The organism is Pseudomonas sp. GM60, assembly GCF_000282415.1.
GTDB lineage: Bacteria > Pseudomonadota > Gammaproteobacteria > Pseudomonadales > Pseudomonadaceae > Aquipseudomonas > Aquipseudomonas migulae.
This window is the reverse complement of record NZ_AKJI01000039.1, coordinates 77,474-103,131: the sequence shown is the minus strand read 5'-3', so window position 1 is coordinate 103,131 and position 25,658 is coordinate 77,474. Positions and strand designations below refer to the sequence as shown.

At 60.6% G+C, this 25,658-nt stretch carries 25 protein-coding genes; 11 read left to right on the top strand and 14 right to left on the bottom strand.

Annotated elements, in window-relative coordinates:
- Nucleotides 1-132: 132 nt before the first annotated feature.
- The 4 genes from PMI32_RS19015 to PMI32_RS19030 all read right to left on the bottom strand — a co-directional run bounded on the left by PMI32_RS19015 (nt 133) and on the right by PMI32_RS19030 (nt 5,794).
- Entirely contained in the window at nt 133-1,509 is a 1,377-nt protein-coding gene (locus PMI32_RS19015; RefSeq protein WP_008027620.1) for a M16 family metallopeptidase, read from the bottom strand.
- A 183-nt stretch (nt 1,510-1,692) separates the two neighbouring features.
- Nucleotides 1,693-3,351, bottom strand: a complete 1,659-nt coding sequence (locus tag PMI32_RS19020) for a Na/Pi cotransporter family protein (protein WP_008027617.1) — start codon at nt 3,349-3,351, stop codon at nt 1,693-1,695.
- A gap of 282 nt (nt 3,352-3,633) precedes the next feature.
- Nucleotides 3,634-4,401 carry a TerC family protein gene (locus PMI32_RS19025; protein ID WP_008027615.1) on the bottom strand — a complete coding sequence of 256 codons (768 nt, stop codon included), beginning with the start codon at nt 4,399-4,401 and terminating at the stop codon, nt 3,634-3,636.
- Between the two features lie 85 nt (nt 4,402-4,486).
- Nucleotides 4,487-5,794, bottom strand: a complete 1,308-nt coding sequence (locus PMI32_RS19030) for a CitMHS family transporter (RefSeq protein WP_008027613.1) — start codon at nt 5,792-5,794, stop codon at nt 4,487-4,489.
- Between the two features lie 408 nt (nt 5,795-6,202).
- Here PMI32_RS19030 and PMI32_RS19035 point away from each other — a divergent pair, with 408 nt between their 5' ends.
- Nucleotides 6,203-6,604 carry a GFA family protein gene (locus tag PMI32_RS19035; protein ID WP_008027611.1) on the top strand — a complete coding sequence of 134 codons (402 nt, stop codon included), beginning with the start codon at nt 6,203-6,205 and terminating at the stop codon, nt 6,602-6,604.
- Here the strand turns inward: PMI32_RS19035 and PMI32_RS19040 are convergent, their stop codons facing one another.
- A complete protein-coding gene (locus PMI32_RS19040) occupies nt 6,605-6,931 on the bottom strand; it encodes a DOPA 4,5-dioxygenase family protein (RefSeq protein ID WP_008027608.1) in 327 nt (108 codons plus the stop codon). It lies immediately after the preceding gene.
- 81 nt (nt 6,932-7,012) lie between these two features.
- Here PMI32_RS19040 and PMI32_RS19045 point away from each other — a divergent pair, with 81 nt between their 5' ends.
- Entirely contained in the window at nt 7,013-7,675 is a 663-nt protein-coding gene (locus tag PMI32_RS19045) for an NAD(P)-dependent oxidoreductase (protein WP_008027606.1), read from the top strand.
- A gap of 37 nt (nt 7,676-7,712) precedes the next feature.
- Here the strand turns inward: PMI32_RS19045 and PMI32_RS19050 are convergent, their stop codons facing one another.
- Nucleotides 7,713-8,663 (bottom strand): choline sulfate utilization transcriptional regulator, encoded by a 951-nt coding sequence (locus PMI32_RS19050; RefSeq protein ID WP_008027604.1) that lies wholly within the window; start codon nt 8,661-8,663, stop codon nt 7,713-7,715.
- Between the two features lie 114 nt (nt 8,664-8,777).
- On the opposite strand from PMI32_RS19050, the gene betC reads away from it, so the two are divergent.
- The 3 genes from betC to PMI32_RS19065 all read left to right on the top strand — a co-directional run bounded on the left by betC (nt 8,778) and on the right by PMI32_RS19065 (nt 12,952).
- Entirely contained in the window at nt 8,778-10,292 is a 1,515-nt protein-coding gene (betC, locus tag PMI32_RS19055) for a choline-sulfatase (RefSeq protein ID WP_008027603.1), read from the top strand.
- Between the two features lie 16 nt (nt 10,293-10,308).
- Entirely contained in the window at nt 10,309-11,229 is a 921-nt protein-coding gene (gene choX, locus PMI32_RS19060; RefSeq protein WP_008027600.1) for a choline ABC transporter substrate-binding protein, read from the top strand.
- A 154-nt stretch (nt 11,230-11,383) separates the two neighbouring features.
- The gene (locus PMI32_RS19065) at nt 11,384-12,952 is read left to right on the top strand and encodes a SulP family inorganic anion transporter (protein ID WP_008027598.1); all 1,569 of its coding nucleotides are present in this window, start codon (nt 11,384-11,386) and stop codon (nt 12,950-12,952) included.
- Nucleotides 12,953-13,072: 120 nt separating this feature from the next.
- Here PMI32_RS19065 and aroE read toward each other — a convergent pair whose 3' ends face one another.
- Together aroE and hemF are read right to left on the bottom strand one after the other, a co-directional pair.
- Entirely contained in the window at nt 13,073-13,894 is an 822-nt protein-coding gene (gene aroE / locus PMI32_RS19070) for a shikimate dehydrogenase (RefSeq protein WP_008027595.1), read from the bottom strand.
- 9 nt (nt 13,895-13,903) lie between these two features.
- Nucleotides 13,904-14,818, bottom strand: coding sequence for an oxygen-dependent coproporphyrinogen oxidase (gene hemF / locus PMI32_RS19075; RefSeq protein ID WP_008027593.1), 915 nt, complete (start codon nt 14,816-14,818; stop codon nt 13,904-13,906).
- Nucleotides 14,819-14,998: 180 nt separating this feature from the next.
- On the opposite strand from hemF, the gene PMI32_RS19080 reads away from it, so the two are divergent.
- Complete coding sequence (locus tag PMI32_RS19080) at nt 14,999-15,976, top strand: NADPH:quinone reductase (protein WP_008027591.1); 978 nt, start codon at nt 14,999-15,001, stop codon at nt 15,974-15,976.
- A 114-nt stretch (nt 15,977-16,090) separates the two neighbouring features.
- On the opposite strand, the gene tsaC is transcribed toward PMI32_RS19080, so the two are convergent.
- The 3 genes from tsaC to PMI32_RS19095 all read right to left on the bottom strand — a co-directional run bounded on the left by tsaC (nt 16,091) and on the right by PMI32_RS19095 (nt 18,909).
- Nucleotides 16,091-16,648, bottom strand: coding sequence for an L-threonylcarbamoyladenylate synthase type 1 TsaC (gene tsaC, locus PMI32_RS19085; RefSeq protein ID WP_008027590.1), 558 nt, complete (start codon nt 16,646-16,648; stop codon nt 16,091-16,093).
- Nucleotides 16,649-16,702: 54 nt separating this feature from the next.
- Nucleotides 16,703-17,803 carry a DNA-processing protein DprA gene (gene dprA / locus PMI32_RS19090; RefSeq protein WP_008027588.1) on the bottom strand — a complete coding sequence of 367 codons (1,101 nt, stop codon included), beginning with the start codon at nt 17,801-17,803 and terminating at the stop codon, nt 16,703-16,705.
- A gap of 80 nt (nt 17,804-17,883) precedes the next feature.
- A complete protein-coding gene (locus tag PMI32_RS19095) occupies nt 17,884-18,909 on the bottom strand; it encodes a LysM peptidoglycan-binding domain-containing protein (RefSeq protein WP_008027586.1) in 1,026 nt (341 codons plus the stop codon).
- A 171-nt stretch (nt 18,910-19,080) separates the two neighbouring features.
- On the opposite strand from PMI32_RS19095, the gene def reads away from it, so the two are divergent.
- From def to PMI32_RS19120, 5 genes are all read left to right on the top strand, one after another.
- Entirely contained in the window at nt 19,081-19,587 is a 507-nt protein-coding gene (def, locus tag PMI32_RS19100; protein WP_008027583.1) for a peptide deformylase, read from the top strand.
- A gap of 71 nt (nt 19,588-19,658) precedes the next feature.
- Nucleotides 19,659-20,618: a methionyl-tRNA formyltransferase gene (gene fmt, locus PMI32_RS19105; RefSeq protein WP_008027581.1), complete on the top strand. Its 960-nt coding sequence runs from the start codon at nt 19,659-19,661 to the stop codon at nt 20,616-20,618.
- A complete protein-coding gene (gene rsmB, locus PMI32_RS19110) occupies nt 20,615-21,925 on the top strand; it encodes a 16S rRNA (cytosine(967)-C(5))-methyltransferase RsmB (RefSeq protein ID WP_008027580.1) in 1,311 nt (436 codons plus the stop codon). Before fmt ends, rsmB begins: the two co-directional genes overlap by 4 nt.
- 22 nt (nt 21,926-21,947) lie before the next feature.
- Complete coding sequence (trkA, locus tag PMI32_RS19115) at nt 21,948-23,321, top strand: Trk system potassium transporter TrkA (protein ID WP_008027578.1); 1,374 nt, start codon at nt 21,948-21,950, stop codon at nt 23,319-23,321.
- A 116-nt stretch (nt 23,322-23,437) separates the two neighbouring features.
- Nucleotides 23,438-23,752 (top strand): tetratricopeptide repeat protein, encoded by a 315-nt coding sequence (locus tag PMI32_RS19120; RefSeq protein ID WP_008027576.1) that lies wholly within the window; start codon nt 23,438-23,440, stop codon nt 23,750-23,752.
- Here the strand turns inward: PMI32_RS19120 and PMI32_RS19125 are convergent, their stop codons facing one another.
- From PMI32_RS19125 to tag, 3 genes are all read right to left on the bottom strand, one after another.
- On the bottom strand, nt 23,753-23,992 hold the full coding sequence (locus PMI32_RS19125; RefSeq protein ID WP_008027574.1) for a PilZ domain-containing protein: 240 nt from the start codon (nt 23,990-23,992) through the stop codon (nt 23,753-23,755). It abuts the gene before it with no gap.
- A 176-nt stretch (nt 23,993-24,168) separates the two neighbouring features.
- Nucleotides 24,169-25,056: a lysophospholipid acyltransferase gene (locus PMI32_RS19130; RefSeq protein WP_008027572.1), complete on the bottom strand. Its 888-nt coding sequence runs from the start codon at nt 25,054-25,056 to the stop codon at nt 24,169-24,171.
- A gap of 40 nt (nt 25,057-25,096) precedes the next feature.
- Complete coding sequence (gene tag, locus PMI32_RS19135; protein WP_008027570.1) at nt 25,097-25,654, bottom strand: DNA-3-methyladenine glycosylase I; 558 nt, start codon at nt 25,652-25,654, stop codon at nt 25,097-25,099.
- Between the last annotated feature and the right edge of the window lie 4 nt (nt 25,655-25,658).

Sequence of the window (25,658 nt, the reverse complement as noted above, 5' to 3'; positions counted from 1 at the left end):
AGCGTTCGCTGGCCTACGCAAAACTGTAGGAGCCGGCTTGCTGGCGATGGACTCAAAGGCACCGCGTTTATTCAGAAAATACGCGTTATCGTTGACGACCATCGCCAGCAAGCCGGCTCCTACAGGGGTTGGCTATTGCTTACGATGGAGGCGCCAGGCCAACAGGCCGAGCACCATCAAAGCGAACGCCCCGGCAATTGCCCACAGCACCTGGTCATAACTCATCAACGGCTTCTCGATCCGCAGATAACCTGGCTGCAAGAGCAATTCACGCATGGCCTTGTTGGCTTTTTCCAGCGTAACCCCCTGGAGTTCCTTGGCCGGGTCGGCGAAGCGGCCGTCTTCGTAGTCGCTCAACGCGCTCCAGTAGTAATCGGCCAACGCGCTGTTGCCTTGCACGGCCCAGGCCTGGCGCGCGATGGCAGCCTGCTTGAGGCGGTTGAAGGTGCCGGCGTCCAGACCGTCCTTGAGCAACCCGGCCTTCAACTCATCCAGCACCTGTTCCGCCGCCGTCACATCGTCGCGCTCAAGGTCGGCGTTGAGGCTCATGAACCCCACGCCGCCAAACACTTCGCGCTCGGCGGAGGGGCCGTAGGACAGACCATGGGCGAGGCGCATCTGGCGATAGAGCGCCCAGTCCAGATAATCCTTGAGCAGGTCGAAGGTTTCGTCGTGCTGATCCGCCAGCACGGGCTCCGGCACCAGCCAGTGCAACTTGGCACCCGCGCCGACAATACCGTGACTCAGCGTACGTTCATGGGCCGCGCTGGCGTTGATCTCCGGCAGCGGCGGGTGATCGGTAGGGTCAACCGCATCAAGCTCGCCCCAGGCCCGCTCCAGATAACCCGGCAGCAAGCGGTCGAGGTCGCCGACCACGATCAGGGTCATGTTATTGGGCGCGTACCAGGCCTTGCGTACCTTCTCCAGTTGTTCGCGGGTCAGGTAATCGACCTCGGCCCGCTCCGGGCACTTAAGGCCCAGTTCCACGGCCAGTTGATTGCTCGCGGTGTGGCCCAGGTCCTGACGATCCAGCCACCGTTGCAGGTGCGAGTAATGGCCGCCGTCTTCGCGCTCGACCACTTTCTTGGCAGCGTTGATCGCGTTGTCGTCGATTCGGGTCTGGGTCAACAGCGCCAACAGCAGGTCGAGGACCTTGCGCTGATTTTTCGCCGGGGCTTCGATGACGAACGTGGTGTCGGCGTTGCTGGTGTAGGCGTTCCACTCGCCACCCAGCGCCTGCATGCGCTCTTCCAGACCACCTTCGCCAGTGGCGTCGATGCCACTGAACAGCAAGTGTTCGAGCAGGTGCGGCAGTTCCTTGTCGGCGCAGTTGAAATCATCGATGCCGACGCCGACCACCAGACGAATCGCCACATGCCCGCGCTCGGTGCCGGGCTTGAGCAGCAATTGCAGGCCGTTGGGCAGCGTATAGCCCTCGACCTGGAAGCGGTCCAGGGCAAACGAGGGGAATGATCCAAGCAACAGGCAGGCGAACAACAAACAACGCATAGCGAGTTTCCATACGGCCAATTGGAGATCCGTGTTGTCCTTCAGGCCGCCATCGCCGGCAAGCCGGTCTCGCTCCCACAGTGGATCGTCGGTCTCACTTAAATCAACTGTGGGAGCGAGCCTGCTCGCGATGGCGGCGTGAAGGCTGAATACATGTTACTGACTGACCACACTGCCAGACGTTCAAGGCGAATGTGTGATGTCAGCCAAATCATCTACAGCGAGCGCACCGGTGTCAGACGTTTCCAGCACCACATAAGCGCTGCTGCAAAACAGAGAATTCAGACGCTTCATGTCGGCGATCAGCTCCAGGTGCAGCGAGCTGGTCTCGATACTCTGCACAATCTTACGTTGCAACCGGCTGACGTGAGCATGGGCCAGGCGGCGTTCCTGTGCACGAAAGCGACGCTTCTCCCGCAGCAACTGGCGGGCACTTTCCTTGTCGGCGCTGAGGAACACCGACAACCCCAGGCGCAAATTGGAAATCAACTGGCTGTGCAGCCCCGCCAATTCGTCCAGGCCGACCTCGGAAAAAGACCGGCGCTGCGAGGTTTTCTGTTGCTGCACCTTACGCAACATGCGCTCGATCAGGTCGCTGGCGAGTTTGAGGTTGATCGCCAGTTCAATGATTTCCGCCCAACGCCGACTGTCCTGCTCGCTGAGGTCTTCACGGGGCATTTGCGCCAGATAGAGCTTGATCGAGTTGTAGAGAGCATCCACATCATCGGTCAGGCGACGCATTTCCTGGGTGACGGCAGTTTGCTTGCCGCGCAGCACGTCGAGCATGGCTTCGAGCATGCTGTCGATCAGATCGCCGATGCGCAGGGTTTCCCGGACGGCGTTGGCCAGCGCCAGGCTGGGGGTCACCAGCGCCGTCGGATCAAGGTGTCGCGGTTTGGCCGTGCCGTTGATTTCCGGACGCTCCGGCAAAAGCCAGGCACAAAGCCTGGCCATTATCCCGACCGTTGGCAGCAAGAGCAGGCAGCGAGCCGTGTTGTAGAGCAGGTGGAAGCCGATGACCATTTCCTGGGGGCTGAAGTCGAGGCTGTCGATCCAGTGCACCAACGGGTCGAGTACCGGAATGATCAGCAACAGGCCAATCAGCTTGTACAGCAGGCTACCGAGCGCCACCTGACGGCCCGCGGCGTTCTGCATGCTGGTGCTCATGAACGCTAGAATGCCGCTGCCAATATTGGCGCCGATCACCAGGCCGATGGCCACCGGCAAGCTGATCACGCTGGCCCCGGCCAGGGTCGCGGTCAGCAGGACGGCGGCCAGGCTGGAGTAGGAAACCATCGCGAACAGGGCGCCGACCAAGGCGTCGAGCAGGATGTCGCCGGTCAGCGAGGCGAAGATGACCTTGACCCCTTGCGCCTGGGTGATCGGCGCCGCCGCTTCGACGATCAGTTGCAGGGCCAGAATGATCAGGCCCAGACCGATGGCCACCCGGCCCATCTGGCCGAGCCGCGTCTGTTTGCGCGACAGGAAGAAAATCACCCCGAGAAAAATCAGCAGCGGCGACAGCCATGACAAATCAAACGTCAGCACCCGCGCCATCAGCGCCGTACCGACATCGGCGCCGAGCATGGTCGCCAGCGCAGGCATCAGCGCCATCAGGCCCTGGCCGACAAAGGAGGTGACGAGCATGGCGGTGGCGTTGCTGCTCTGAACCATGGCGGTCACGACTATGCCGGCGATGAACGCCAGCCAGCGCTTGGACATGTTTTGGCCGATCACATGACGCAGGTTGGAACCGTAGACCCGCAGGATGCCGGTTCGGACGATGTGCGTGCCCCAGATCAGCAAGGCCACGGCAGATAACAAATTGAGCAGGGTGAGCATAAGGGCCCCCTGTGGTGGTAGCGCCCCAAAGGAGCAAGTTGACGGTGCCGCGCGACTTTCTACGTTGTGTACTTAAGCTGTAGTTGGCTAACGGTCTGCGCGCCAGCATCGCATAGCTAAAGAGGTGATTGAAACAAAACTGTCATGAAATCAGGGCCTGGCGACCGCACAAAAAAATGTGGGAGCGAGCCTGCTCGCGATGAGGCCGTCACATTCAACATTGATGTTGACTGACTGGCCGCTATCGCGAGCAGGCTCGCTCCCACAGGTTTTACGTGTTACTTACTGCCCTGGAATATCCTTGCGCAGTTTCACCGGATCCTGCTGTTTTTTCTTTTTCGCAATCGCGGTGCGCATCTTGATGTTGATCGCTTCCACCGCCAGCGAGAACGCCATGGCGAAGTAGACGTAGCCTTTTGGCACGTGCACGTCGAAGGATTCGGCAATCAGCACGGTACCGACGATCAACAGGAACGCCAGCGCCAGCATCTTCAGCGACGGGTGCTTGTCGATGAACGAGCTGATGGTGCCGGAAGCCAGCATCATCACCAGCACAGCCACAACAATCGCCGCGACCATGACCGGTACGTGGGAGACCATGCCGACGGCGGTGATCACCGAGTCCAGCGAGAACACGATGTCGATGATCGCGATCTGGATGATGGTGTAGAGGAAGTTGCCACCCTTGCCACCCGGCTCCTCGTTGGATTCGTCTTCACCTTCCAGCGCGTGGTACATCTCCTGCGAGCTCTTCCACAGCAGGAACAGACCACCGAAGAACAGGATCAGGTCTCGCCCGGAAATGCCCTGGCCGAACACTTCGAACAAGTCTGCGGTGAGGCGCATGACCCAGGTAATCGACAGCAGCAACAGAATCCGCGTAACCATGGCCAGCGCCAGGCCGAAGATTCGGGTGCGCGCCTGCATGTGCTTGGGCATGCGGCTGACCAGGATCGAAATCATGATGATGTTATCGATACCCAGGACGATTTCCAGGGCGGTCAGGGTAAAGAAGGCAACCCAGATTTCAGGGTTGGTCAGCCATTCCATGTGTATTCCTTTGAGCGAGTGTTAAACCACAAAGGGCCCGGGCTTCAAACAACGAAGCCTGGACCCCCAGTGGTGAGTCTTGGGCTTATAGAGTGCTGAACAGCGGAAAAATCCCCATCAGCAATGCTGCAACCAGTATGCACATGCACACCAGCACTGCCCATTTCAGGGTAAAGCGCTGATGGTCACCGAAGTCGATACCGGCCAGGGCCACCAACAAATAGGTCGATGGTACCAGCGGGCTCAGCAAGTGGACGGGCTGACCGACGATCGAGGCACGTGCCATTTCAACCGCGGTTATACCGTAATGACTGGCCGCTTCGGCAAGTACTGGTAACACGCCGTAATAAAATGCGTCGTTCGACATGAAGAACGTGAACGGCATGCTCACCAGCGCGGTGATCACGGCCAGGTACGGGCCGAGGAAATCCGGGATGACCGCCAACAGGCTCTTCGACATCGCATCGACCATGCCGGTGCCCGACAGGATACCGGTGAAGATGCCTGCCGCGAAGATCAAACCGACCACCGCCAGCACGCTGCCGGCGTGGGCCGCAACACGATCCTTCTGCTGTTGCAGGCAAGGGTAGTTGACGATCATGGCAATACTGAACGCCACCATGAACAGCACCGGCAGCGGCAGCAGGCCTGCGATCAGGGTGCACATCAGTGCGAATGTCAGGGCACCGTTGAACCAGATCAGCTTTGGACGACGGGCGTCCGGGAACTGCGAAACGCTGATTTCGCTGTGGTCGATTTCATCGCCCACCAGGTGCAGCTCACCCAGACGCGCACGTTCACGTTTGCCGTAGAAGTAAGCGATGGCCAGGATGGCCAGGACACCGGCACCCATCGCCGGAATCATCGGTACGAAGATCGCCGACGGGTCCACATGCAACGCACTGGCCGCACGGGCAGTCGGACCGCCCCATGGGGTCATGTTCATCACGCCACCGGCGAGGATGATCAGGCCAGCCATAATCCGCGGGCTCATGCCGATGCGGCTGTAGAGCGGCAGCATGGCGGCCACGCAGATCATGTAAGTGGTCGCGCCGTCACCATCGAGGGAGACGACGAGCGCCAGTACGGCGGTGCCGACCGAAACTTTCAACGGGTCGCCCTTGACCAGTTTGAGGATCTTGCGCACGGCCGGGTCAAACAGGCCGGAGTCGATCATCAGGGCGAAGTAGAGGATGGCAAACATCAGCATCACGCCGGTCGGCGCAAGCTTGGTGATGCCTTCGAGCATCATCGGGCCGATCTTCGGCGCAAAACCACCGAACAGGGCGAAGACGATTGGAATGATGATCAGGGCGATCAGCGCAGACAGGCGCTTGGTCATGATCAGGAACATGAACGTGATGACCATGGCGAAGCCAAGGAAAGTCAGCATGGGAATACTCCAGGCGTAGCGCGGCTAGGGAATGGGCGAACCGGGTGGGTCAGCGCAGAACGGGAAGCACGATGCGTACGGGCGGAGTTGCGGCGAAGCGGCGGGTATCAAAGGACATCAGGGTCACCATTGTTGTTGTTAAATGGGCTGTGCGAGCGATAAAACACTGGCATTGGCCGACCGGTCTGTTGCCGGTAGTGGGGGCGATCCTAATCGGGGAAGCTTTCACCCAGCTTTCGCCGATGAAAGCATTGACCGGATGTGCGACCGGTCGTCGGACGGGGGCTAGGAGTTAGACCGGGTTGAGGCCTTCGCGAGCAAGCCCGCTCCCACATTGAAATGCGTACCCACTGTGGGAGCGGGCTTGCTCGCGAAGGCGTCGGTACATACGCAACAGGAGGAAATGTGATGAACGAACTTCACACAGGCGGCTGCCACTGCGGACATCTGCGCTATCAATTCAACGGCCCGCTGCACGACATCGCCCACTGCCACTGCTCAATCTGCCGACGAGTCAGCGGCGGGATCGTGACCACCTGGATCACCGTGCCCGTATCGACCTTTAAATGGCTGAAAGGCACACCGGCGCAGTACGCCTCGTCATCCAGTTGCGTACGATATTTCTGCCCGAACTGTGGGGCGCAACTCGCGCTGGTGACACACCTCAGTCCCGAGAGCATCGACCTGACCATCGCCACCCTCGATCATCCCGAGCAGGCTCCGGCCGAGCGGCACATCTGGACCGACAGCCGTCTGCCCTGGCTGCACCTGGACGAACACCTGCCGGGCGAAGCCGAAGAAACACTCTGATCAAAAAATAGACAGATCCAGTGGCCGGATCGCCCCCATCCAGATGGCATGTTCGGTGTGGTCGAGCAGATCGTCGCCGGTGTCCGGGTGCAGGAACACCACCAAGCCCTTGCGGTTGAGCGCCAGCCACGGCAACACGTCGCCGATGAGTTCCGGCCCGAATGCCAGTTGGCAACTCCAGTCCGGGTGCGGGCCGACCGGACGTTCGTGCACCCGACCCATTTTCAGCGGAAACAGCTGCGCCGCCTGCTCACACAAGGCTCGCGCCTGGTCGATGGTGCTGGCGTCGAAATACACGTGGGCGTGGTAGCCCTTGATCTGTTGCATCTGAAACCCTCTGAATCCCTGTCGAACCCTCACCGTCTCCCACAGGTCAAATGCTATACACCCAGGAAACGGAGCCCAGTCATGAAAAATGCCGAAACCCCGGTGGTAAAAGTGGTGCTTTATGGTGCCATGAGTAGCCTGGGCAGTGCGCTGATAGCTGAGATGCTGCGGCGGCAACACGAAGTGATCGCCATCCTCGATGACTTGACGGCACTCGCGCCACGTCCGGGATTACGCACTAAGACGGGCGACCTGTTTGAGGCCGAGCGCGTCAAACAAAGCGTCGCGGGCTGTTCGGCCGTCATCTGTCTATTAGACGCACCAGGCTTGCCGTTCAACAGCGAACACGTTGAAAAAACCATTGTTCCAGGCCCGGTCGAACAGGTGCTCGCCGTCGATGCGCTGATAGCTGGCATGCAGGCTGCCGGCATTGCCCGACTGTTTCTGGTGGGGGATTTCGAGGTGTTGGACGATCCGGAGATCGAGGATCAACTGCAACGCCACGCCGCCGAAGAAATCCGCGAATCCCTGCAAAGCAGCAGGTTGCACTGGACGCTGGTGAATGCGCCACGTGGCGTCCCAGGGCTGACGATCGAGCATTTCAGCCACGCCAGCAGCAGCCTGGAACCGGGGCTGGCCGAACCGCTGGATCGCTTGAAACGTGTCGCGATAGGGATCGCCGATGAATTGCACTTCAATCTTCACGTGGGCCAGCACGTGAATTTCGTGGCGACTTCAGAGTAGTGAACGCTCGGGTCGCGCCCGGACGACCTTCTTGCTTTCACACCGCAATCGAAGGCAAAGGCAGACCATTCAGCGATTGCGCACTGCTGGCCTGCTCGGCCATCAACCAATCCACGAACTGTTGAATCAACACCCCACGCCGTTTGCGTTGGGGCAGGACCACGTAATAGCCCTGCCGGGACATCACCGTTTCAGCAATTGGCCGACACAACAAACCTTGCGCCAGCAAGTTATCCACAAGGTGCCGCCAGCCAATCGCCACGCCCTGGCCGCCAATCGCCGCTTGAATCAACAGCGTGTAATTGTCGAATCGCAACTGCCCGGGCGCTGGCGCCGAAGTAATCCCCAATTCGCGGAACACGCCGCTCCAGTCGAACCAGTTGCTGCTGTTTTCGCCGCGTAGGTGCAGCAGCGGAAATTCCAGCAGCCCTTGGGGCGGCAAGGGCAGGGGACGATCCTTCAATAGCAGCGGACTGCACACCGGGAACACTTCTTCGCTGAACAGCCAATGGCTTTCGCCCTGTTTAAAACGCCCGTCACCAAACAGCACGGCAACATCGATATCGGTGCGCAGCATATTGAGGCTGCGTTCGCTGGTGACCAGGCTAACGTCCACGTGAGGATTGGCCGCGTGAAAGCGATGCAACCGGGGCATCAGCCAGTAAGCGGCAAAAGCAAAATCGGTGGCGACCTGCAACACTTCATGCTGTTGCTGTGCACTGATCGCACTTAATCCTGCGTCGATATTCTGCAAACCGAGCTGAACCTGCTCGAAAAGAATCGCCCCGGCCTCGGTCAATTCGATCCCGCGATAAATGCGATCGAACAGCCGTGTGGCGAGTTGATCTTCCAGCCGCTTGATCTGCTGGCTGATGGCCGGTTGCGTGGTGCCGAGCTCCACCGCAGCGGCGGTGAAGCTGTGATGGCGGGCGGCCGCTTCGAAGGCGCGAAGCAAATCCAGAGACAAATCACCGAGGGCGTCATACATAAGCTGTGCTTATCCTAGTCATTGCCTGGCATGGGCTTTACCACAAATCACATGGACTCCATGCTCGATTGCAGCACTCTCGCATAAATATTCACTATGGAATGCCGCGATCACATGAAGCGCAAGAATATTCTTTTCATCATGGCCGATCAGATGGCCGCGCCAATGTTGCCGTTCTACGGCCCTTCGCCGATCAAATTGCCCAATCTCAGCCGCCTCGCCGCCGAAGGCGTGGTGTTCGACGCCGCTTATTGCAACAGCCCACTCTGCGCGCCGTCGCGTTTTACCTTGGTCAGCGGTCAGTTGCCGAGCAAGATCGGCGCCTACGATAACGCGGCCGATTTCCCTGCCGACGTGCCCACCTACGCCCACTACCTGCGGCGCCTCGGTTATCGCACCGCGTTGTCCGGCAAGATGCACTTTTGCGGCCCGGACCAGCTGCACGGTTACGAAGAACGCCTGACCAGCGACATTTACCCGGCCGACTACGGTTGGGCAGTGAACTGGGACGAACCGGACGTGCGTCCGACCTGGTATCACAACATGTCGTCGGTACTGCAGGCCGGGCCTTGCGTGCGCACCAACCAACTGGATTTCGATGAGGAGGTGGTGTTCAAGGCCCAGCAATACCTGTTCGATCACATCCGCGAAGACGGCGACCAGCCGTTCTGCCTGACCGTGTCGATGACTCACCCACACGACCCGTACACCATTCCCAAGGCCTTCTGGGATCTGTACGACGACGCCGAAATCCCATTGCCCGAAACCCCGGCACAAACCGAGCTCGATCCGCACGCCCAGCGTTTGCTCAAGGTCTACGACCTGTGGGACAAGCCGCTGCCTGTGGATAAGATCCGCGATGCACGCCGGGCTTATTTCGGTGCTTGCAGCTATATCGACAGCAACGTCGGCAAACTTCTGCAAACGCTCGAAGATACCGGGCTGATCAACGACACGATCATCGTGTTCTCCGGCGACCACGGCGACATGCTCGGCGAGCGTGGCCTCTGGTACAAAATGCATTGGTACGAAATGGCCGCGCGCGTGCCGATGTTGATCAGTTCACCCGGCCAGTTTGGCGCCGGACGGGTCAGCGCAGCGGTTTCCACCGCCGACCTGCTGCCGACGTTTGTCGAGTTGGCCGGCGGCGCTCTGGAACCGGGCTTGCCGCTGGATGGCCGGTCGCTGGTTTCGCACCTGCAAGGGCAGGGCGGTCACGACGAAGTCTTCGGCGAATACATGGCCGAAGGCACCATCAGTCCGCTGATGATGATTCGCCGTGGCGCCTACAAATTCATCTACAGCGAAGACGATCCGTGCCTGCTCTTCGACGTACACAACGACCCGCGTGAACAGGAAGAACTCAGCCAGTCGCCGCAACATCGGCTCCTGTTCGAGGAATTTCTTGCCGAAGCACGGGCCAAATGGAACATCCCGGCGATACACCAACAGGTGCTCGCGAGCCAGCGTCGTCGGCGTTTCGTCGCCGAAGCGCTGACCATCGGCAAGCTGAAGAGCTGGGATCACCAGCCACTGGTGGACGCCAGTCAGCAGTACATGCGCAACCACATCGACCTCGACGATCTGGAGCGTAAAGCACGTTATCCACAACCCTGCCAAAACCAATAATGTTAAGGGGAAGTCCATGCAAAAGTTATCCACAGTACTGACGGTCGGACTGCTGGCTCTGGGCAGTGCGTCGGCGTATGCCGATCAGAGCTGCGAGACGGTGAAAATGGCCGACCCTGGCTGGAGCGACATCGCCGCAACCAACGCCATCACTGGGTTTCTGCTGGACGGCATGGGCTACAAGCCCAAAGTCGACACCCTCGCGGTGCCGATTACCTTTGGCGGGTTGAAGGATGGCCAGGTCGACGTGTTTCTCGGCAACTGGATGCCGGCGCAGCAGGGTTTCTATGACAAGTTCGTCGCCACCGGCGACGTCACGCAACTGGCGAAGAACCTCGATGGCACCGAGTTCACCCTGGCTGTGCCGGATTACGTGTGGGACGCGGGTGTGCATAGCTTCGCCGACCTGAACAAATTCGCCGACAAGTTCGACAAGAAAATCTACGGCATCGGCTCCGGCGCCCCGGCGAACATCTCGCTGCAAGAAATCATCAAGAAGAACGACTTCGATATGGGCCAGTGGAAACTGGTCGAGTCCAGCGAACAGGCGATGCTGGCCGAAGTGTCTCGTGCGGTGAAGAAACAGAAATTCGTGACCTTCCTCGGCTGGACGCCGCACCCGATGAACGTGCAGCTGAAAATGCATTATCTGAAGGGCGGCGAGAAATACTTCGGCGACACCGGCAGCGTCCATACCCTGACCCGCAAGGGTTACGCCGAGGCCTGCCCGAATGTGGGCAAGTTGCTGACCAACCTGAGTTTCACCCAGGAGATGGAAAACAGCATCATGGCGGATGTGGTGAACAAGAAGGTCAGCAATGCGGATGCGGCCAAGGCGTGGATCAAGGCCAATCCGGCGGTGCTGGATAAATGGCTGGAAGGCGTGAAGACCGCGGACGGCAAGGATGCGTTGCCGGCGGTAAAAGCCAAGCTCTAACCCTTTGGGTGGCTACCTGTAGGAGCCAGCTTGCTGGCGATAGCGGTGTATCGGCGCGATAAATGTTGACTGATGCGCCGCCATCGCCAGCAAGCTGGCTCCTACAAGGTGTTGTGCTGATACCCTTGCGCAAAATTTTCAACCGAGAGGACCCATGGCCTTCCCCAGCCGCCATTCACTCTTTCCCTTCCTCACGTGGTTGCCCCGGCAGACCCGCGCCAGCGTCGGCCGTGACCTGATCGTCGGCCTCAGCGGCGCCATTCTCGCGTTGCCGCAATCCATTGCCTACGCGCTGATCGCCGGTCTCCCACCGGAATACGGCTTGTACGCCGCGATCATCCCGGTGCTGATCGCCTGTCTCTGGGGTTCATCGTGGCATTTGATCTGTGGGCCTACGGCAGCCATTTCGATTGTCCTGTTCGCCAGTGTCAGTCCTCTGGCCGTCCCTGCGTCCAAGGACTACATCACGCTGATCCTGCTTCTGACGCTGCTCGCCGGCATTTTCCAGTGGCTACTGGGTATGCTGCGGTTCGGCGCACTGGTGAATTTTGTCTCGCACTCGGTGGTATTGGGCTTCACCCTCGGTGCCGCCGTGGTGATTGCCATCGGTCAAATGCCCAACCTGCTGGGGCTGGACTTGCCCAGCCAGGCCACCGCACTGGACAGCTTTTTGATGCTGCTGCAGCACCTCGATGCAGTGGATAAACCCTCGCTCGTACTGGGACTGGCAACAGTCGTCGTCGGCATAATCCTGAAAGGGTTGCTGCCTCGCTGGCCGACGCTGCTGATCACCCTGATCCTCGCCGGGTTGCTGGTTTGGCTGTGGCCATCGATGTTCGGCCACGTGAACCTGGTGAGCGCGTTTGTCGGGCGGTTGCCGCCCTTTAGCCCGTTGCCACTGGATCTGGACATGATTTTGCGATTGCTGCCCAGCGCAGTAGCGGTGGGGATGCTCGGGCTGGTGACGAGCCTGTCGATTGCCCGTTCCTTGTCGGCGCGCTCGCAGCAATTGCTCGATGCCAATCAGGAAGTCCGCGCGCAGGGCTTATCGAACATGGTCGGTGCGTTTTTTTCCGGTTCGCTGTCAGCCGGTTCCTTCACCCGTTCCGGCCTCAGCTACGAAGCGGGTGCCTGTTCGCCAATGGCGGGAGTGTTTTCCGCGTTGTGGGTGGCGCTGTTTGCGATCTTCGGCGCCAACCTGATTGCGCATATTCCGATCCCGGCCATGGCCGGCAGCATCCTGTTGATCGCCTGGGGATTGGTCGACCATCGCGGCATCCGCGCATTGCTGCGGGTCAGCCGCGCCGAGTTCATGGTGATGGCGCTGACCTGTGTCGCCACGCTGTTGCTGGAATTGCAGACCGCGATCTATGCCGGCGTGCTCGCGTCGTTGTTTTTCTACCTCAAGCGCACCTCGCAACCACGGGTGCAGCATTGGCGCGACGGCGATGAAGACATTCTGCGGGTCGGCGGCTCGATCTTTTTCGGCGCCAGCCATTACCTGCAAGTGCGCCTGCAACGCATGCACGGGGCGCGGGTGGTGATCGAGGCGCAGCAGATCAACTTCATCGACTATTCGGGGGTGGAAATGCTGCACCAGGAAGCGCGGCGACTACGCAAGCAGGACCGTAGCCTGACCTTGCGCGGGGCGCGACCGCCGGTGGTGGAGGAGTTGCGAAAGCTGGAAGGCGCGGAGAAATGCCCGATCCATTTCGAAGATTGAAACACGATCCCCTGTAGGAGCGAGCCTGCTCGCGATGGGCGTTAACGTTAACGCTGCAATCCTGACACCCAGCGGGGCTCTCAGGTTCATCGCGAGCAGGCTCGCTCCTACAGAGTGCGGTTATGCGGCGAGTTGGCGGCGCAGTTCGGCCAGCACCGGCGCCGTGTCCGGGCGTACGCCACGCCACAGCAAGAAAGCTTCTGCCGCTTGTTCGGCGAGCATCCCCAAACCATCCATCGACACGGCAGCGCCATGCGCCGTAGCCCAACGGCAGAACGAGGTCGGTTCCTTGCCGTACATCATGTCGTAGCAAACGGTCTTGCCCGGTTCGATCAGACTGCCCGCAATCGGCGGTACATCGCCCGACAAACTGGCCGATGTCGCGTTGATGATCAGGTCCACCGATTCCCGCAACCAGTCGAAACCACTGGCCGACACCGGCCCCAGATCCGCAAACAACTCAGCCAACAGCTCGGCTTTTTCCACCGTGCGGTTGGCGATGATCACCGAGGCGGGCTGCTCGGCCAGCAGTGGCTCCAGCGCACCGCGCACTGCGCCGCCGGCGCCGAGCAGCAGGATGCGTTTGCCCTTGAGGCTGAAACCGGCGTTGACCGTCAGGTCCCGCACCAGCCCGGCACCATCGGTGTTGTCGCCCAGCAGCGTGCCATCGGCGAGCTTGCTCAGGGTGTTCACCGCGCCAGCCCGCTGCGCTCGCGCCGTCACACTGTCGGCCAGACGGAACGCCTCTTCCTTGAACGGCACCGTCACGTTCGCCCCGCGACCTTCCAGGAAAAACTCCCGGGCAAAGTCGGAAAACTCGTCGAGCGGTGCCAGCGAAGTGCTGTAGTCCAGTTGCTGAGCGGTCTGCTCAGCGAACAGACGATGGATCAACGGCGACTTGCTGTGGCCGATCGGGTTACCGAAAACGACGTAACGATCCATCAGAAATCCTCAGGCCTGGGCCAGCCAGTCGCGGTCTTGCAGGAAATACTCGGTCAGGCGTGCTTCTTCGCTGCCGGGCTCGGCTTTCCAGTCATAGCTCCAGCGAACTTGCGGCGGCAACGACATAAGGATCGACTCAGTACGCCCACCCGATTGCAGGCCGAACAGCGTGCCACGGTCGTAAACCAGGTTGAACTCGACGTATCGGCCACGGCGGAATTCCTGGAATTCGCGCTGTTTTGCTGTGAACGCATCATTTTTGCGGCGCTGCACGATCGGCAGGTAGGCGTCGATGTAAGCGTCACCGATGGCACGCATGAAAGCGAAGCTGGTGTCGAAATCCCACTCGTTCAAATCATCGAAGAACAGGCCGCCGATGCCGCGCGGTTCGTGGCGATGCTTGATGTGGAAATAGCTGTCGCACCAGGCTTTGTAGCGCGAATAAACGTCCGGACCGAACGGCGCGCAGGCCTGCTCGGCGACGCGGTGCCAGTGCACGCAGTCATCGATGTTGCCGTAATAAGGGGTCAGGTCGAAGCCGCCGCCGAACCACCAGACCGGTTCTTCGCCTTCTTTTTCGGCGATGAAAAAGCGCACGTTGGCGTGGGAAGTCGGCACATGCGGATTGTGCGGGTGAATCACCAGCGACACGCCCAGGGCTTCAAAGCCACGGCCGGCCAGTTCAGGTCGATGGGCGCTGGCGGACGGTGGGAGACCGCTGCCAAACACGTGGGAAAAGTTGACGCCGCCCTTTTCGATGACCGCGCCGTTCTCGATCACGCGGGTACGACCGCCACCACCGGCAGGCCGGGTCCAGGCGTCTTCGACGAATTGCGTGCCGCCGTCTTCGGCTTCCAGGGCAGCGCAAATGCGGTCTTGCAGGTCGAGCAGGTAGGCTTTTACGGCCTCGGTGCGGGTCGTCATGTCTTCACCTTGAATCGGGCAAAACTACGCGGCGCTCCATGGGAGCGGGGGCCGGCGCAAATGGGCGCGTAGCATAACATTGCAGATGGACTCGCCACAGTTGACGGGGATCAAGCTTGGGAGTTCGATAGGGCGCTTGGCACTACACCTCTAGTAGCTGAAGACCTAAGGAGAGTTCTGATGGCAAAGCGTATCCAGTTCCGCGCCCATGGCGGCCCCGAAGTGCTCGAGTATGTGGATTACCAACCGGCCGAGCCCGGCCCGCAGCAAGTGCGCGTGACCAACAAGGCCATCGGCCTGAACTTCATCGACACCTATTTCCGTAGTGGCCTCTATGCGCCGCCGGCCTTGCCGTCGGGCGTGGGTTCGGAAGGTGCAGGCGTGGTCGAGGCGGTGGGCAGCGAAGTCACCCGCTTCAAGGTCGGTGATCGCGTGGCGTACGGCAGTGGCCCGTTGGGCGCCTACAGCGAAGTTCACGTATTGCCGGAAGCCAATCTGGTGCACCTGCCGGACGCGATCAGCTTCGAACAAGCCGCCGGGGTGATGCTCAAGGGCCTCACCGTGCAGTACCTGTTGCGTCAGACCTATGAACTCAAGGGTGGCGAAACCATTCTGTTTCACGCCGCTGCCGGGGGTGTCGGTTCGCTGGCCTGCCAATGGGCCAAGGCGCTGGGCGTGAAGTTGATCGGCACGGTCAGCTCGCCGGAGAAAGCCGCGTTGGCGAAGGCCAACGGTGCGTGGGCGACCATCGACTACAGCCACGAAAACGTCGCTCAACGCGTACTGGAATTGACCGACGGCAAAAAAGTCCCGGTGGTGTACGACGGTGTCGGCAAAGACACTTGGCTGACTTCGCTGGATAGCACAGCGCCTCGGGGCCTGGTGGTGAGTTTTGGCAATGCTTCGGGCGCGGTGGACGGGGTAAACCTGGGGATTCTGTCGGCGAAGGGTTCGTTGTACGTGACCCGGCCGACACTGGCGACTTATGCCAACAACGCTGAAAACCTGCAGCGGATGGCGGATGAGTTGTTTGAGATGATCATCAGCGGGAAGCTGAAGGTGGAGATCAGCCAGAAGTATTCACTGGCTGACGCGGCGAAGGCGCAGACCGAGTTGTCGGCACGGCGGACGACAGGTTCGACTGTTCTTTTGCCTTGAGGGCCTCTTCGCGGGCAAGCCTCGCTCCTACAGGTTCAGCGTCGTAAGCACATTATGTAAACGACCAAAATCTTGTAGGAGCGAGGCTTGCCAGCGATGAACGATGACGCGGTCTCAACCCGGGCGAATGACGTTCCCGGTCGCCAGATCGCGAATCACGCTCGGATTCTTGCGCCCACCGAGGTTGCCGCCAAGAATCAAATCAAGCTGCCCGCGGAAATACTGCTCCACGCGAATCCGCGTCCGCGCCGCCGGCCGGCCCTGCGGGTTGGCCGAGGTCGACACCAACGGCCCGACCAATGCGCACAAATCCCGCACCAACGGGTGATCGCTGACCCGCAACGCCACCGTTTCGTGCACGCCGGTAATCCACTGCGGCAACTGATTCCGATGCGGCACCAGCCAGGTATTCGGCCCCGGCCAGGTGCTGGCCATCCGATCCATCCAAAGCTCAGGGAAGTCTTCGAACAGGAAGTCGAACTGGCGAATGTTGTCGGCAACCAGAATCAGCCCCTTGTCCACCGACCGGCCCTTGAGCATCAGCAGACGTTCGACCGCTTCTTCGTCCCACGGGTCGCAACCCAGGCCCCAGACCGCCTCGGTTGGATAGGCAATCACCGCCCCTGCGCGAATGGCTTGCGCGGCTTGTTGCACACGCCAACTGTTGACCATGAAAAACTCTCCGGAATAAGGCTCTGCGCAGTTTACCGATGTTCCTTATAAAACCTAGCTCACCCGCGCAAACCAGCGCCCGCTTTCGCAGACCGCCCGGCCGTCCATTTCCAGTTCCGTCAGCGCCGCCAGCACTTTGGGCAGCGCCCAGCCGCTGGAGACGGACAACGCTTCACTGGTGTGCGGCGCCGCATGCAGCAGCATCAACAGCGGATGAGCCACCGACGGAGCCTGCATGGCTAACGGCAACTGCTGCCAGCCGCGCAACGCTTCGAGGATATGTTCGATGGTTTCCACCAGCATCGCGCCGTCGCGAATCAGCTGATGACACCCCTTGGCGCCGGGATGATGGATCGATCCCGGAATCGCATACACCTCACGACCTTGTTCCGCCGCCAGCCTCGCGGTGATCAAGGAGCCGCTGGCGACACTGGCCTCGACCACCAGCACGCCGAGGGATAAACCACTGATGATTCGATTGCGTCGCGGGAAGTTGCTGGCCGTAGGCCCGGCGTCCAGCGGGAACTCTGAAAGCACCGCGCTGCCCGACGCAATCATGGCATCGGCAAGCCTGCGGTTGCGCTGTGGATAAAACTTTTCAAGTCCCGTGCCAAGTACGCCGACCGTTTGCCCGCCCACGTCCAGAGCGGCTTGATGCGCGGCGGCATCGATCCCCAGCGCCAGACCGCTGGTGATGACAAAACCGGCGCCAGCCAGACTGCGCGAAAACGCGGCGGCCGTGTCCATCCCCGGACGGGAAGCGCGACGACTGCCAACCATCGCCAATTGCGGTTTTTCCAGTATGCCCGGATCGCCCGCGACGAATAGCAGTGGCGGCGCGTCGCTGATTTCCGCCAGCAATGCCGGGTAGTCAGGCTGGTCCCACATCAGTAAATGCTGGCCGGGACGGTCTAGCCAGGCCAATGCGTGGCTGGCGCCGTCCCGGACATCATCGGCCCGGCGGGCCTCGGCGCAAGCAAACGGCAAGCCCAGCGAACGCCAGGCACTGGCCGGCGCGCTGATGGCTTTGGACGCTGAGCCGAAGGCTTCGAGCAGCTTCCTGAAACGCGCAGGACCGAGCTCCGGCAAACGATGCAGACGTAAACGGGCTTCCAGTTCCGCAGGGGAAACCGGTGTAACAGCAGGCAGCGACATGGATCATCCTTGATCGTTATGAGCCCCGTTCAAACGGGAATAAGCTGTGGATAACTCTGTTGGTAACTTGTGGAGCCTGCTTACGGATTTCGCACCTTGTCCATCACCGCCAAGGAGCGCGATGCGGTGAGCACCAATCCGTAACTGAGTTTGTCGTAGGTGCGGAACACCATCAGCAAACCGGCGCGTTCATCAGGAATTTTCAGAGGCTGGCCGGAGACCCGGTCGCGCACGGTTTCGCCGGTCTTCATCACCACCAACACGTTGCCTTCGGCGAGTCCGTCGCGTTGGCCCCGGTTCAGCGTCACGACATCCATCGCGCCGATCTGGGTAACCCCGCGCGGTACGTCGATGATCAGGCCGTTGATCGGGGTTTTTGGTGCACTGGGCATGAAGGTCGAGTTGATCGATCGTTCCTCGCCGCTGAACAAACGATCGCCGAGGCGAACTTCCTGAGTGGTGCGTTGCAGTGCAAGCGTCGCGACATCACCCTCGGTAGCGACAATTTCACCGCCGCCGATGTCGTCGGCATTGATCCCCAGGAACTCCTTGCTCTCGGGGTCGGTATAAACCTTGCCTTGGCGGAAGATGCCGTAGACCGGCTGGTTCGGATCGAAATGGCCGCGGGCGAAAATCCGGTCGCCGGTGCCGCTGAGCACCCGTTCGGCATCGCCGGCGACGATGTAAGGCGCCTTGTCGAAATCCTCGACCTTGTCGACGATGCGGTTGCTCAGCAGAAAACTGTTGATCGACTGCAACGGAATGCTCGGGATGGCGTCGGCCACCGGCGAACTGTGCACCCGTGGCGAGAGCTTGATGGTGCCCCGGGAAGCCCCGCGATTGAGGGTCAGGCGCGGCTGCCCGTCAACGTAGACCAGCGACAGCAAATCGCCGGGGTAGATCAGATTGGGGTTCTGGATCTGCGGATTGGCCTGCCAGAGCTCGGGCCACTTCCACGGCTCACGGAGGAATTTCCCGGAGATGTCCCAGAGTGTGTCACCCGCCGCCACTGTGTATTGCTGTGGAAAACCTTCCTTGAGTTGCACTTGCCCATGCGCCAAACCGGCCGAGGCCAGAAGGAGCAAGGCGAGTAGTGATTTCCTCATGCGGTGAATCCCTTTATTATGTGCGTTCGCGTGAAACGCCAGAGCCCTCGTGGCTCGCTCCCGACTCTTTGCCAAAAAGAAAAGGAGCTACGCTTCACAACGGTAGCCTGCATCTTCGGACCTGCCAGGCCATCGACCCGACTTTACCTCACACGTGCAGCAATCAAGCTTATGGCCATTTTAGACATCCTCGAATTCCCCGACTCGCGCCTGCGCACTATCGCCAAACCTGTGGCCGTAGTGGACGACGAAGTGCGTCAGTTGGTCGATGATATGTTTGAAACAATGTATGAAGCGCCAGGCATCGGCCTCGCCGCGACCCAGGTCAACGTGCACAAACGTATCGTCGTGATGGACCTCTCCGAAGACCGCACCGAACCGCGGGTGTTCATCAACCCCGAGTTCGAGCCCCTGACCGACGAGATGGAGCAATACCAGGAAGGCTGCCTCTCGGTGCCGGGTTTCTACGAAAACGTCGATCGCCCGCAGAAGGTCAAGGTCAAGGCCCTGGACCGCGACGGCCAGCCTTACGAACTGATCGCCGAAGGCCTGCTCGCCGTGTGCATCCAGCATGAATGCGACCACCTCAACGGCAAATTGTTCGTCGACTACCTGTCGAATCTCAAACGTGACCGAATCAAGAAGAAACTGGAAAAGCTCCATCGCCAGAACGCTTGATGCCCTCCTTTCAAAGGCTTGCTGCGGCAAGCCTTTTTCTTTTGCGACTGCTTTGTAAATGAGAGCTTCCCATGACTGAGCCACTGCGCATCGTCTTTGCCGGCACCCCGGAATTCGCCGCCGAACACCTCAAGGCCCTGCTCGACAGCCCTTACGAGATCGTCGCGGTCTACACCCAACCGGACCGTCCGGCGGGTCGCGGGCAAAAGCTGATGCCGAGCCCGGTCAAGCAGTTGGCACTGGAAAACAATATCCCGGTGCTGCAACCGCCAACCCTGCGCAACGAAGACGCTCAAGCCGAACTGGCCGCGCTGAAGCCGGACTTGCTGGTGGTGGTCGCCTACGGCCTGATCCTGCCGCAAGTGGTACTGGATATTCCGCGCCTGGGTTGCATCAACAGCCACGCGTCGTTGCTGCCACGCTGGCGCGGTGCGGCGCCGATCCAGCGCGCCGTCGAAGCCGGCGACAGCGAAAGCGGCGTGACCGTGATGCGCATGGAACTGGGCCTCGACACCGGGCCGATGCTGCTCAAGGTCACTACGCCGATCAGCGCTGAAGACACTGGCGGCAGCCTCCACGACCGCTTGGCGGAACTCGGCCCACCGGCAGTGATTCAAGCCATTGCCGGCCTCGCCGCCGGCACGCTGGAAGGCGAAGTGCAGGACGACAGCCTCGCCACCTACGCACACAAATTGAACAAGGACGAAGCGCGCATCGACTGGACCCGCCCGGCCATTGAGCTGGAGCGTCTGGTCCGCGCCTTCAACCCATGGCCGATCACCCACAGCACGTTGAATGGCGAAGCGCTGAAAGTGCTGGCCGCGAGCCTCGCGGAAGGCAAGGGCGCACCAGGTGAAATCCTCAGCGCCAGCAAGGACGGCCTGATCGTCGCCTGCGGTGAGCAAGCGTTGTGTCTGACCCGTCTGCAATTGCCCGGCGGCAAGGCGCTGAACTTCAGCGATTTGTTCAACAGCCGTCGTGAGAAATTCGCCGTCGGCACCGTGCTCGGTCAAACGGCGGACGCTCAATGAATCCACGTCTGGCCGCCGCCAAGGCACTTGCTGCAGTTCTCAACGGAAAAGCCTCACTCAACAGTTCGCTGCCGACACAAATGGACAAGGTCGAAGACCGCGATCGCGGCTTCACCCAGGACCTGGCGTTCGGCACCGCGCGCTGGCAGCCGCGTTTGTCGGCGCTCGCGGCCAAGTTGCTGCAGAAGCCGTTCAAGGCTGCCGACGCCGATGTCGAGGCGTTGCTGCTGGTCGGTCTCTATCAACTGCTTTACACCCGCGTCCCGGCTCACGCCGCCATCGGCGAAACCGTCGGTTGCGCCGACAAGCTGAAGAAGCCGTGGGCCAAAGCCTTGCTCAACGCCGTGTTGCGCCGCGCCCAACGTGAAAGCGAAGCGCTGCTGGCCGAGCTGGAACACGACCCGGTGGTGCGCACCGCCCACCCACGCTGGCTGCAAAAATCCCTGAAAGCGTTTTGGCCTGAGCAGTGGGAAGCCATTTGCACGGCGAACAACGCGCATCCGCCGATGATTTTGCGGGTCAACCGTCGCCATCACACTCGCGATGCCTACTTGGGTCTGCTGACCGAAGCGGGCATCGCCGCCACGGCGTGCGTTTACAGCCGGGACGGCATCATTCTCGACGCCGCCGCCGACGTACGCAGCCTGCCAGGCTTCGCCGAAGGCTGGATCAGCGTGCAGGACGAAGCGGCGCAACTGGCCGCCGACCTGCTCGACCTCGCGCCGGGCCAGCGAGTGCTCGACGCCTGCTGCGCACCGGGCGGCAAGACCTGCCACATCCTCGAAGCCGAACCTGCACTGGCGGGCGTCGTCGCCGTGGATCTAGAAGCCAAGCGTCTGGTGCGTGTGCGAGAAAACCTCGCTCGCCTGGGTTTGAGCGCCGAACTGATCGCCGCCGACGGCCGCGACACGGCCACCTGGTGGGACGGCAAACCGTTCCAACGCATCCTGCTCGATGCGCCATGCTCGGCCACCGGCGTGATCCGTCGTCACCCGGACATCAAGCTGACTCGCCAACCGGATGACATCGCCGCGCTGGCGGTGCTGCAAGGCGAGTTGCTGGATGCCATGTGGATAACTCTGGAGGTGGGCGGGATTCTGCTTTACGCCACCTGTTCCACGTTGCCGACCGAGAACACCGAAGTCATCGAAGCCTTCCTCGCCCGCACGCCGGGCGCCCGTGAGCTGGACCTCGCCACCACGGCCGGCATCAAGCAGCCCCACGGTCGCCAGCTGCTGGCACAGGAAGGCGGCCACGACGGGTTCTATTACGCCAAGCTGATCAAGATCGCCGCCGCGCGCGGTTAACCGGTTTTAAGGGAGTGACTGGATGAAAATCATCATCCTCGGCGCAGGGCAGGTCGGCGGTTCGCTGGCGGAACACTTGGCCAGCGAGGCCAACGACATCACCGTGGTCGACACCGATGGCGAACGACTGCGCGACCTCGGCGACCGGCTGGACATCCGCACCGTGCAAGGCCGCGGCTCGCTGCCGACGGTGCTGCGCCAGGCCGGCGCGGACGATGCCGACATGCTGGTGGCGGTGACCAACAGTGACGAAACCAACATGGTCGCCTGCCAAGTCGCCCACACCCTGTTCCACACCCCGACCAAAATCGCCCGGGTACGCGAAGCGGCGTACCTCACGCGCTCCGAGCTGTTCGATAACGAAGCGATTCCGGTGGATGTGCTGATCAGCCCGGAACAAGTGGTCACCAACTACATCAAGCGCCTGATCCAGCATCCGGGTGCGTTGCAGGTCATCGATTTCGCCGAAGGCAAAGCGCAGCTGGTCGCGGTGAAGGCGTATTACGGCGGACCGCTGGTGGGTCAGCAACTGCGCCAGTTGCGTGAACACATGCCGAATGTCGAAACCCGCGTAGCGGCGATTTTCCGCCGTGACCGGCCGATCCTGCCTCAGGGCGATACGGTGATCGAAGCGGACGACGAAGTATTTTTCATCGCCGCCAAGGCGAATATTCGCGCAGTGATGAGCGAAATGCGCCGCCTCGATGAGAGCTACAAGCGCATCGTCATCGCCGGGGGCGGGCAGATCGGTGAGCGTCTGGCCGAGGCCATCGAAAGTCGTTATCAGGTGAAGATCATCGAGATGAACCCGGCCCGCTGTCGCCATCTCTCGGACACCCTCGACAGCACCGTGGTCTTGCAAGGCAGTGCCTCCGACCGCGACTTGCTGATGGAAGAGAACATCGCCGACGCCGACATCTTCCTGGCGCTGACGAACGACGACGAAGCCAACATCATGTCGTCGCTGCTGGCCAAGCGCCTGGGCGCGAAGAAGGTGATGACGATCATCAACAACCCGGCTTACGTCGACTTGATCCAGGGTGGCGACATCGACATCGCCATCAGCCCGCAATTGGCGACCATCGGCACCTTGCTGGCCCACGTGCGACGCGGCGACATCGTCAGCGTACATTCATTGCGCCGTGGTGCGGCGGAGGCCATCGAGGCGATTGCCCATGGTGATGCGAAGTCGAGCAAGGTGATTGGCAAGGCCATCGAGAACATCGGTCTGCCACCCGGCACCACGATTGGCGCGATCATTCGAGATGAAGAGGTGATCATTGCCCACGATGACACGGTGATCGCGGCGGGCGACCATGTGATTCTGTTCCTTGTGGATAAGAAGCATATTCGGGATGTGGAGAAGTTGTTCCATGTTGGCCTGAGTTTTTTCTGATCCGAAGGCCTCTTCGCGGGCAAGCCTCGCTCCTACAGGTTTTGCGCGATTCCCTGTAGGAGCGAGGCTTGCCCGCGAAGGCGATTCCGAAGCTCCCCCAAAAACCGAGGTGCACCATGATCGAATCCCTGGAAAAAATGCTCGCCAAGGGTGTGGATAACTCATTGCTGCGCTTCGGCCTGGGCAAGGGTTATCTGGATCTTGGGGAAAACGCCAAGGCCGCCGAGCATTTCCAGCGTTGCGTCGAATTCGACCCTAAGTATTCAGCGGCCTGGAAGCTGTTGGGCAAGGCTCATCTGGCGCTGGCGGACTATCCGGCCGCGCGTCAGGCGTGGGAGCAGGGTCTGGAAGCTGCTCGTGCTCACGGCGACAAGCAGGCGGAGAAGGAGATGACGGTGTTCCTGAAGAAACTTGAGCGCCAGGCGCACTGATCAGAGGTAGCGCAGGCCGATGCCGTCAGCGTCTACCAGCACCACTTCCATGCGAACCCGCGGCGCGCCTGTGGGTAAATCCTGTACCTGACCATAGACCACCGCCCCCTTGGGCAACGCCGACAAGCCCGGATGCTTGACGTAGACGCCCGTGGTCGAGAGATTTCGGGTCTGGCCGAGGCATTCGCCGAAGCTTTCGTGACTGATCTTGATGCGAAACGATTTGCGGTGTTCGGACATCTTCTGCGCCCTTTTTATGAACAGTTGTGGATAACCTGTAGGAGCGAAGCTTGCTCGCGAAGGCGATATCACATCCAACATCAATGTTGAATGTAATGGCCTCTTCGCGGGCAAGTCGGATCGCCGCACCGTTCGCTCCTACAGGTTCAAGTTATCCACAGATCATGCCAATCAACTCAATACCAGCGCTCTTCACCCGGTGGCCGCTTCTTGAAGCGTTTCATGCTCCACATGTACTGGCTCGGATACGCCCGCACATAACGCTCGACCACCTTGCTCATCGCCGCGCAGGACGTCTCGGTATCCGTGCTGTACATGGCCTCTGGCGCCGCTTCGAGGATCACCTTGTAGCCCGAACCGTCCGGCAGCCGCAGGGCGTGCAGGAACACACCGACCGCTTTGCCGCCTGCCAACATGTTCGGCACAAACTTGCTGGTCAGTGCCTGAGTAGCGAAGAACGGCACGAAGATCCCGGCGGATTCGGCCGGTTCCGGGTCAGCGGGAATGCCCACTGCACCACCTTTGCGCACTTCCTTGATGACGCTGAGGATGCCTTCCTTGGTAGAGGCGGCGACCCTGTTACCCAGTTGCACTCGCTGCTTGCGCAGCAATTCATCCACAGCCTTGAGCTTCGGCGGACGATAGAAAATGATCGGTTTGCACTGGCTGCAATAGAAGTGGTTCAACACTTCCCAGTTGCCGAGGTGGCTGGTGATGCCGACCACACCTTTGCCGGAGGCGAGGGCGTCTTTCAAGACGTCGAGCCCTTCGACTTCGCGCACCAGATCGATGGAACGCTGCGCCGGCCAGATCCACGCGCAGGCACTTTCGGTCAGCGACTTGCCGATGTCTTTCAGGCTCTGGCCGACCAGACGCTCGCGCTCGGCAGGGTCCATCTCCGGAAAACACTTGGCCAGATTGATCCGCACCACATCACGGGAACGGTTTGGGGTTTTCCACATTACCCAGCCGATGGCCGAGCCAACCGTCTGCACTGCTCGCCAGGGAAGCAGGGCAAACAGCCGCAGAGCGCCTACCAGCAAGGCGCCTTTCAACTTATCCACAGGTCACTCCTGATCTTGTGCTGTTCGCGAGGCGGCTATTCTAACCGCCGATCGACAAGGTCGCGTAGCGATCGCAATCCTTGGTGTGGTCCATGACCATCCCCGAGGCCTGCATCAGCGCGTAGCAAATGGTCGGGCCGACGAAGGTGAAACCGGATTTTTTCAGGCCTTTGCTCATCTCCACGGCGACTGGCGTGACCGCCGGGACTTCGGTGCGATCCTTGAAATGATTGATCACAGGCTTACCGCCGACGAAAGACCAGAGAAACTCGACCGGGTCTTCAAGCGCCAGCCAGGCCTGGGCATTGCGCCGGGCGGCGTTGAGTTTGAGGCGATTGCGGATGATCCCGGGATCGAGCATCAATTCATCGATTTCGGCGTCGCTCATTTGCGCCACGCGCTGTACATCGAAGCCGAACAGCACCTCTCGATATCGCTCGCGTTTGCGCAACACGGTGATCCAGGAAAGGCCGGCCTGGAACCCTTCGAGCAAAAGCAACTCGAACAAACCCTGCGCATCGCGTAGCGGCGTGCCCCACTCCTGGTCGTGATAAGCCATGTACAGCGGATCTTCGGAACACCAAAAGCAGCGTGGCATAAGG

Coding starts and splice junctions, on each gene's coding strand:
- hemF (WP_008027593.1), bottom strand. CDS start 14,818: ATGACGACCCGCACCGAGGCCGTAAAAGCCTACCTGCTCGACCTGCAA.
- fmt (WP_008027581.1), top strand. CDS start 19,659: ATGACTGAGCCACTGCGCATCGTCTTTGCCGGCACCCCGGAATTCGCC.
- PMI32_RS19080 (WP_008027591.1), top strand. CDS start 14,999: ATGGCAAAGCGTATCCAGTTCCGCGCCCATGGCGGCCCCGAAGTGCTC.
- PMI32_RS19065 (WP_008027598.1), top strand. CDS start 11,384: ATGGCCTTCCCCAGCCGCCATTCACTCTTTCCCTTCCTCACGTGGTTG.
- PMI32_RS19095 (WP_008027586.1), bottom strand. CDS start 18,909: ATGAGGAAATCACTACTCGCCTTGCTCCTTCTGGCCTCGGCCGGTTTG.
- PMI32_RS19015 (WP_008027620.1), bottom strand. CDS start 1,509: ATGCGTTGTTTGTTGTTCGCCTGCCTGTTGCTTGGATCATTCCCCTCG.
- trkA (WP_008027578.1), top strand. CDS start 21,948: ATGAAAATCATCATCCTCGGCGCAGGGCAGGTCGGCGGTTCGCTGGCG.
- def (WP_008027583.1), top strand. CDS start 19,081: ATGGCCATTTTAGACATCCTCGAATTCCCCGACTCGCGCCTGCGCACT.
- PMI32_RS19045 (WP_008027606.1), top strand. CDS start 7,013: ATGAAAAATGCCGAAACCCCGGTGGTAAAAGTGGTGCTTTATGGTGCC.
- aroE (WP_008027595.1), bottom strand. CDS start 13,894: ATGGATCGTTACGTCGTTTTCGGTAACCCGATCGGCCACAGCAAGTCG.
- betC (WP_008027603.1), top strand. CDS start 8,778: ATGAAGCGCAAGAATATTCTTTTCATCATGGCCGATCAGATGGCCGCG.
- rsmB (WP_008027580.1), top strand. CDS start 20,615: ATGAATCCACGTCTGGCCGCCGCCAAGGCACTTGCTGCAGTTCTCAAC.
- dprA (WP_008027588.1), bottom strand. CDS start 17,803: ATGTCGCTGCCTGCTGTTACACCGGTTTCCCCTGCGGAACTGGAAGCC.
- PMI32_RS19050 (WP_008027604.1), bottom strand. CDS start 8,663: ATGTATGACGCCCTCGGTGATTTGTCTCTGGATTTGCTTCGCGCCTTC.
- PMI32_RS19040 (WP_008027608.1), bottom strand. CDS start 6,931: ATGCAACAGATCAAGGGCTACCACGCCCACGTGTATTTCGACGCCAGC.
- PMI32_RS19125 (WP_008027574.1), bottom strand. CDS start 23,992: ATGTCCGAACACCGCAAATCGTTTCGCATCAAGATCAGTCACGAAAGC.
- PMI32_RS19025 (WP_008027615.1), bottom strand. CDS start 4,401: ATGGAATGGCTGACCAACCCTGAAATCTGGGTTGCCTTCTTTACCCTG.
- PMI32_RS19035 (WP_008027611.1), top strand. CDS start 6,203: ATGAACGAACTTCACACAGGCGGCTGCCACTGCGGACATCTGCGCTAT.
- choX (WP_008027600.1), top strand. CDS start 10,309: ATGCAAAAGTTATCCACAGTACTGACGGTCGGACTGCTGGCTCTGGGC.
- PMI32_RS19030 (WP_008027613.1), bottom strand. CDS start 5,794: ATGCTGACTTTCCTTGGCTTCGCCATGGTCATCACGTTCATGTTCCTG.
- tsaC (WP_008027590.1), bottom strand. CDS start 16,648: ATGGTCAACAGTTGGCGTGTGCAACAAGCCGCGCAAGCCATTCGCGCA.
- tag (WP_008027570.1), bottom strand. CDS start 25,654: ATGCCACGCTGCTTTTGGTGTTCCGAAGATCCGCTGTACATGGCTTAT.
- PMI32_RS19020 (WP_008027617.1), bottom strand. CDS start 3,351: ATGCTCACCCTGCTCAATTTGTTATCTGCCGTGGCCTTGCTGATCTGG.
- PMI32_RS19120 (WP_008027576.1), top strand. CDS start 23,438: ATGATCGAATCCCTGGAAAAAATGCTCGCCAAGGGTGTGGATAACTCA.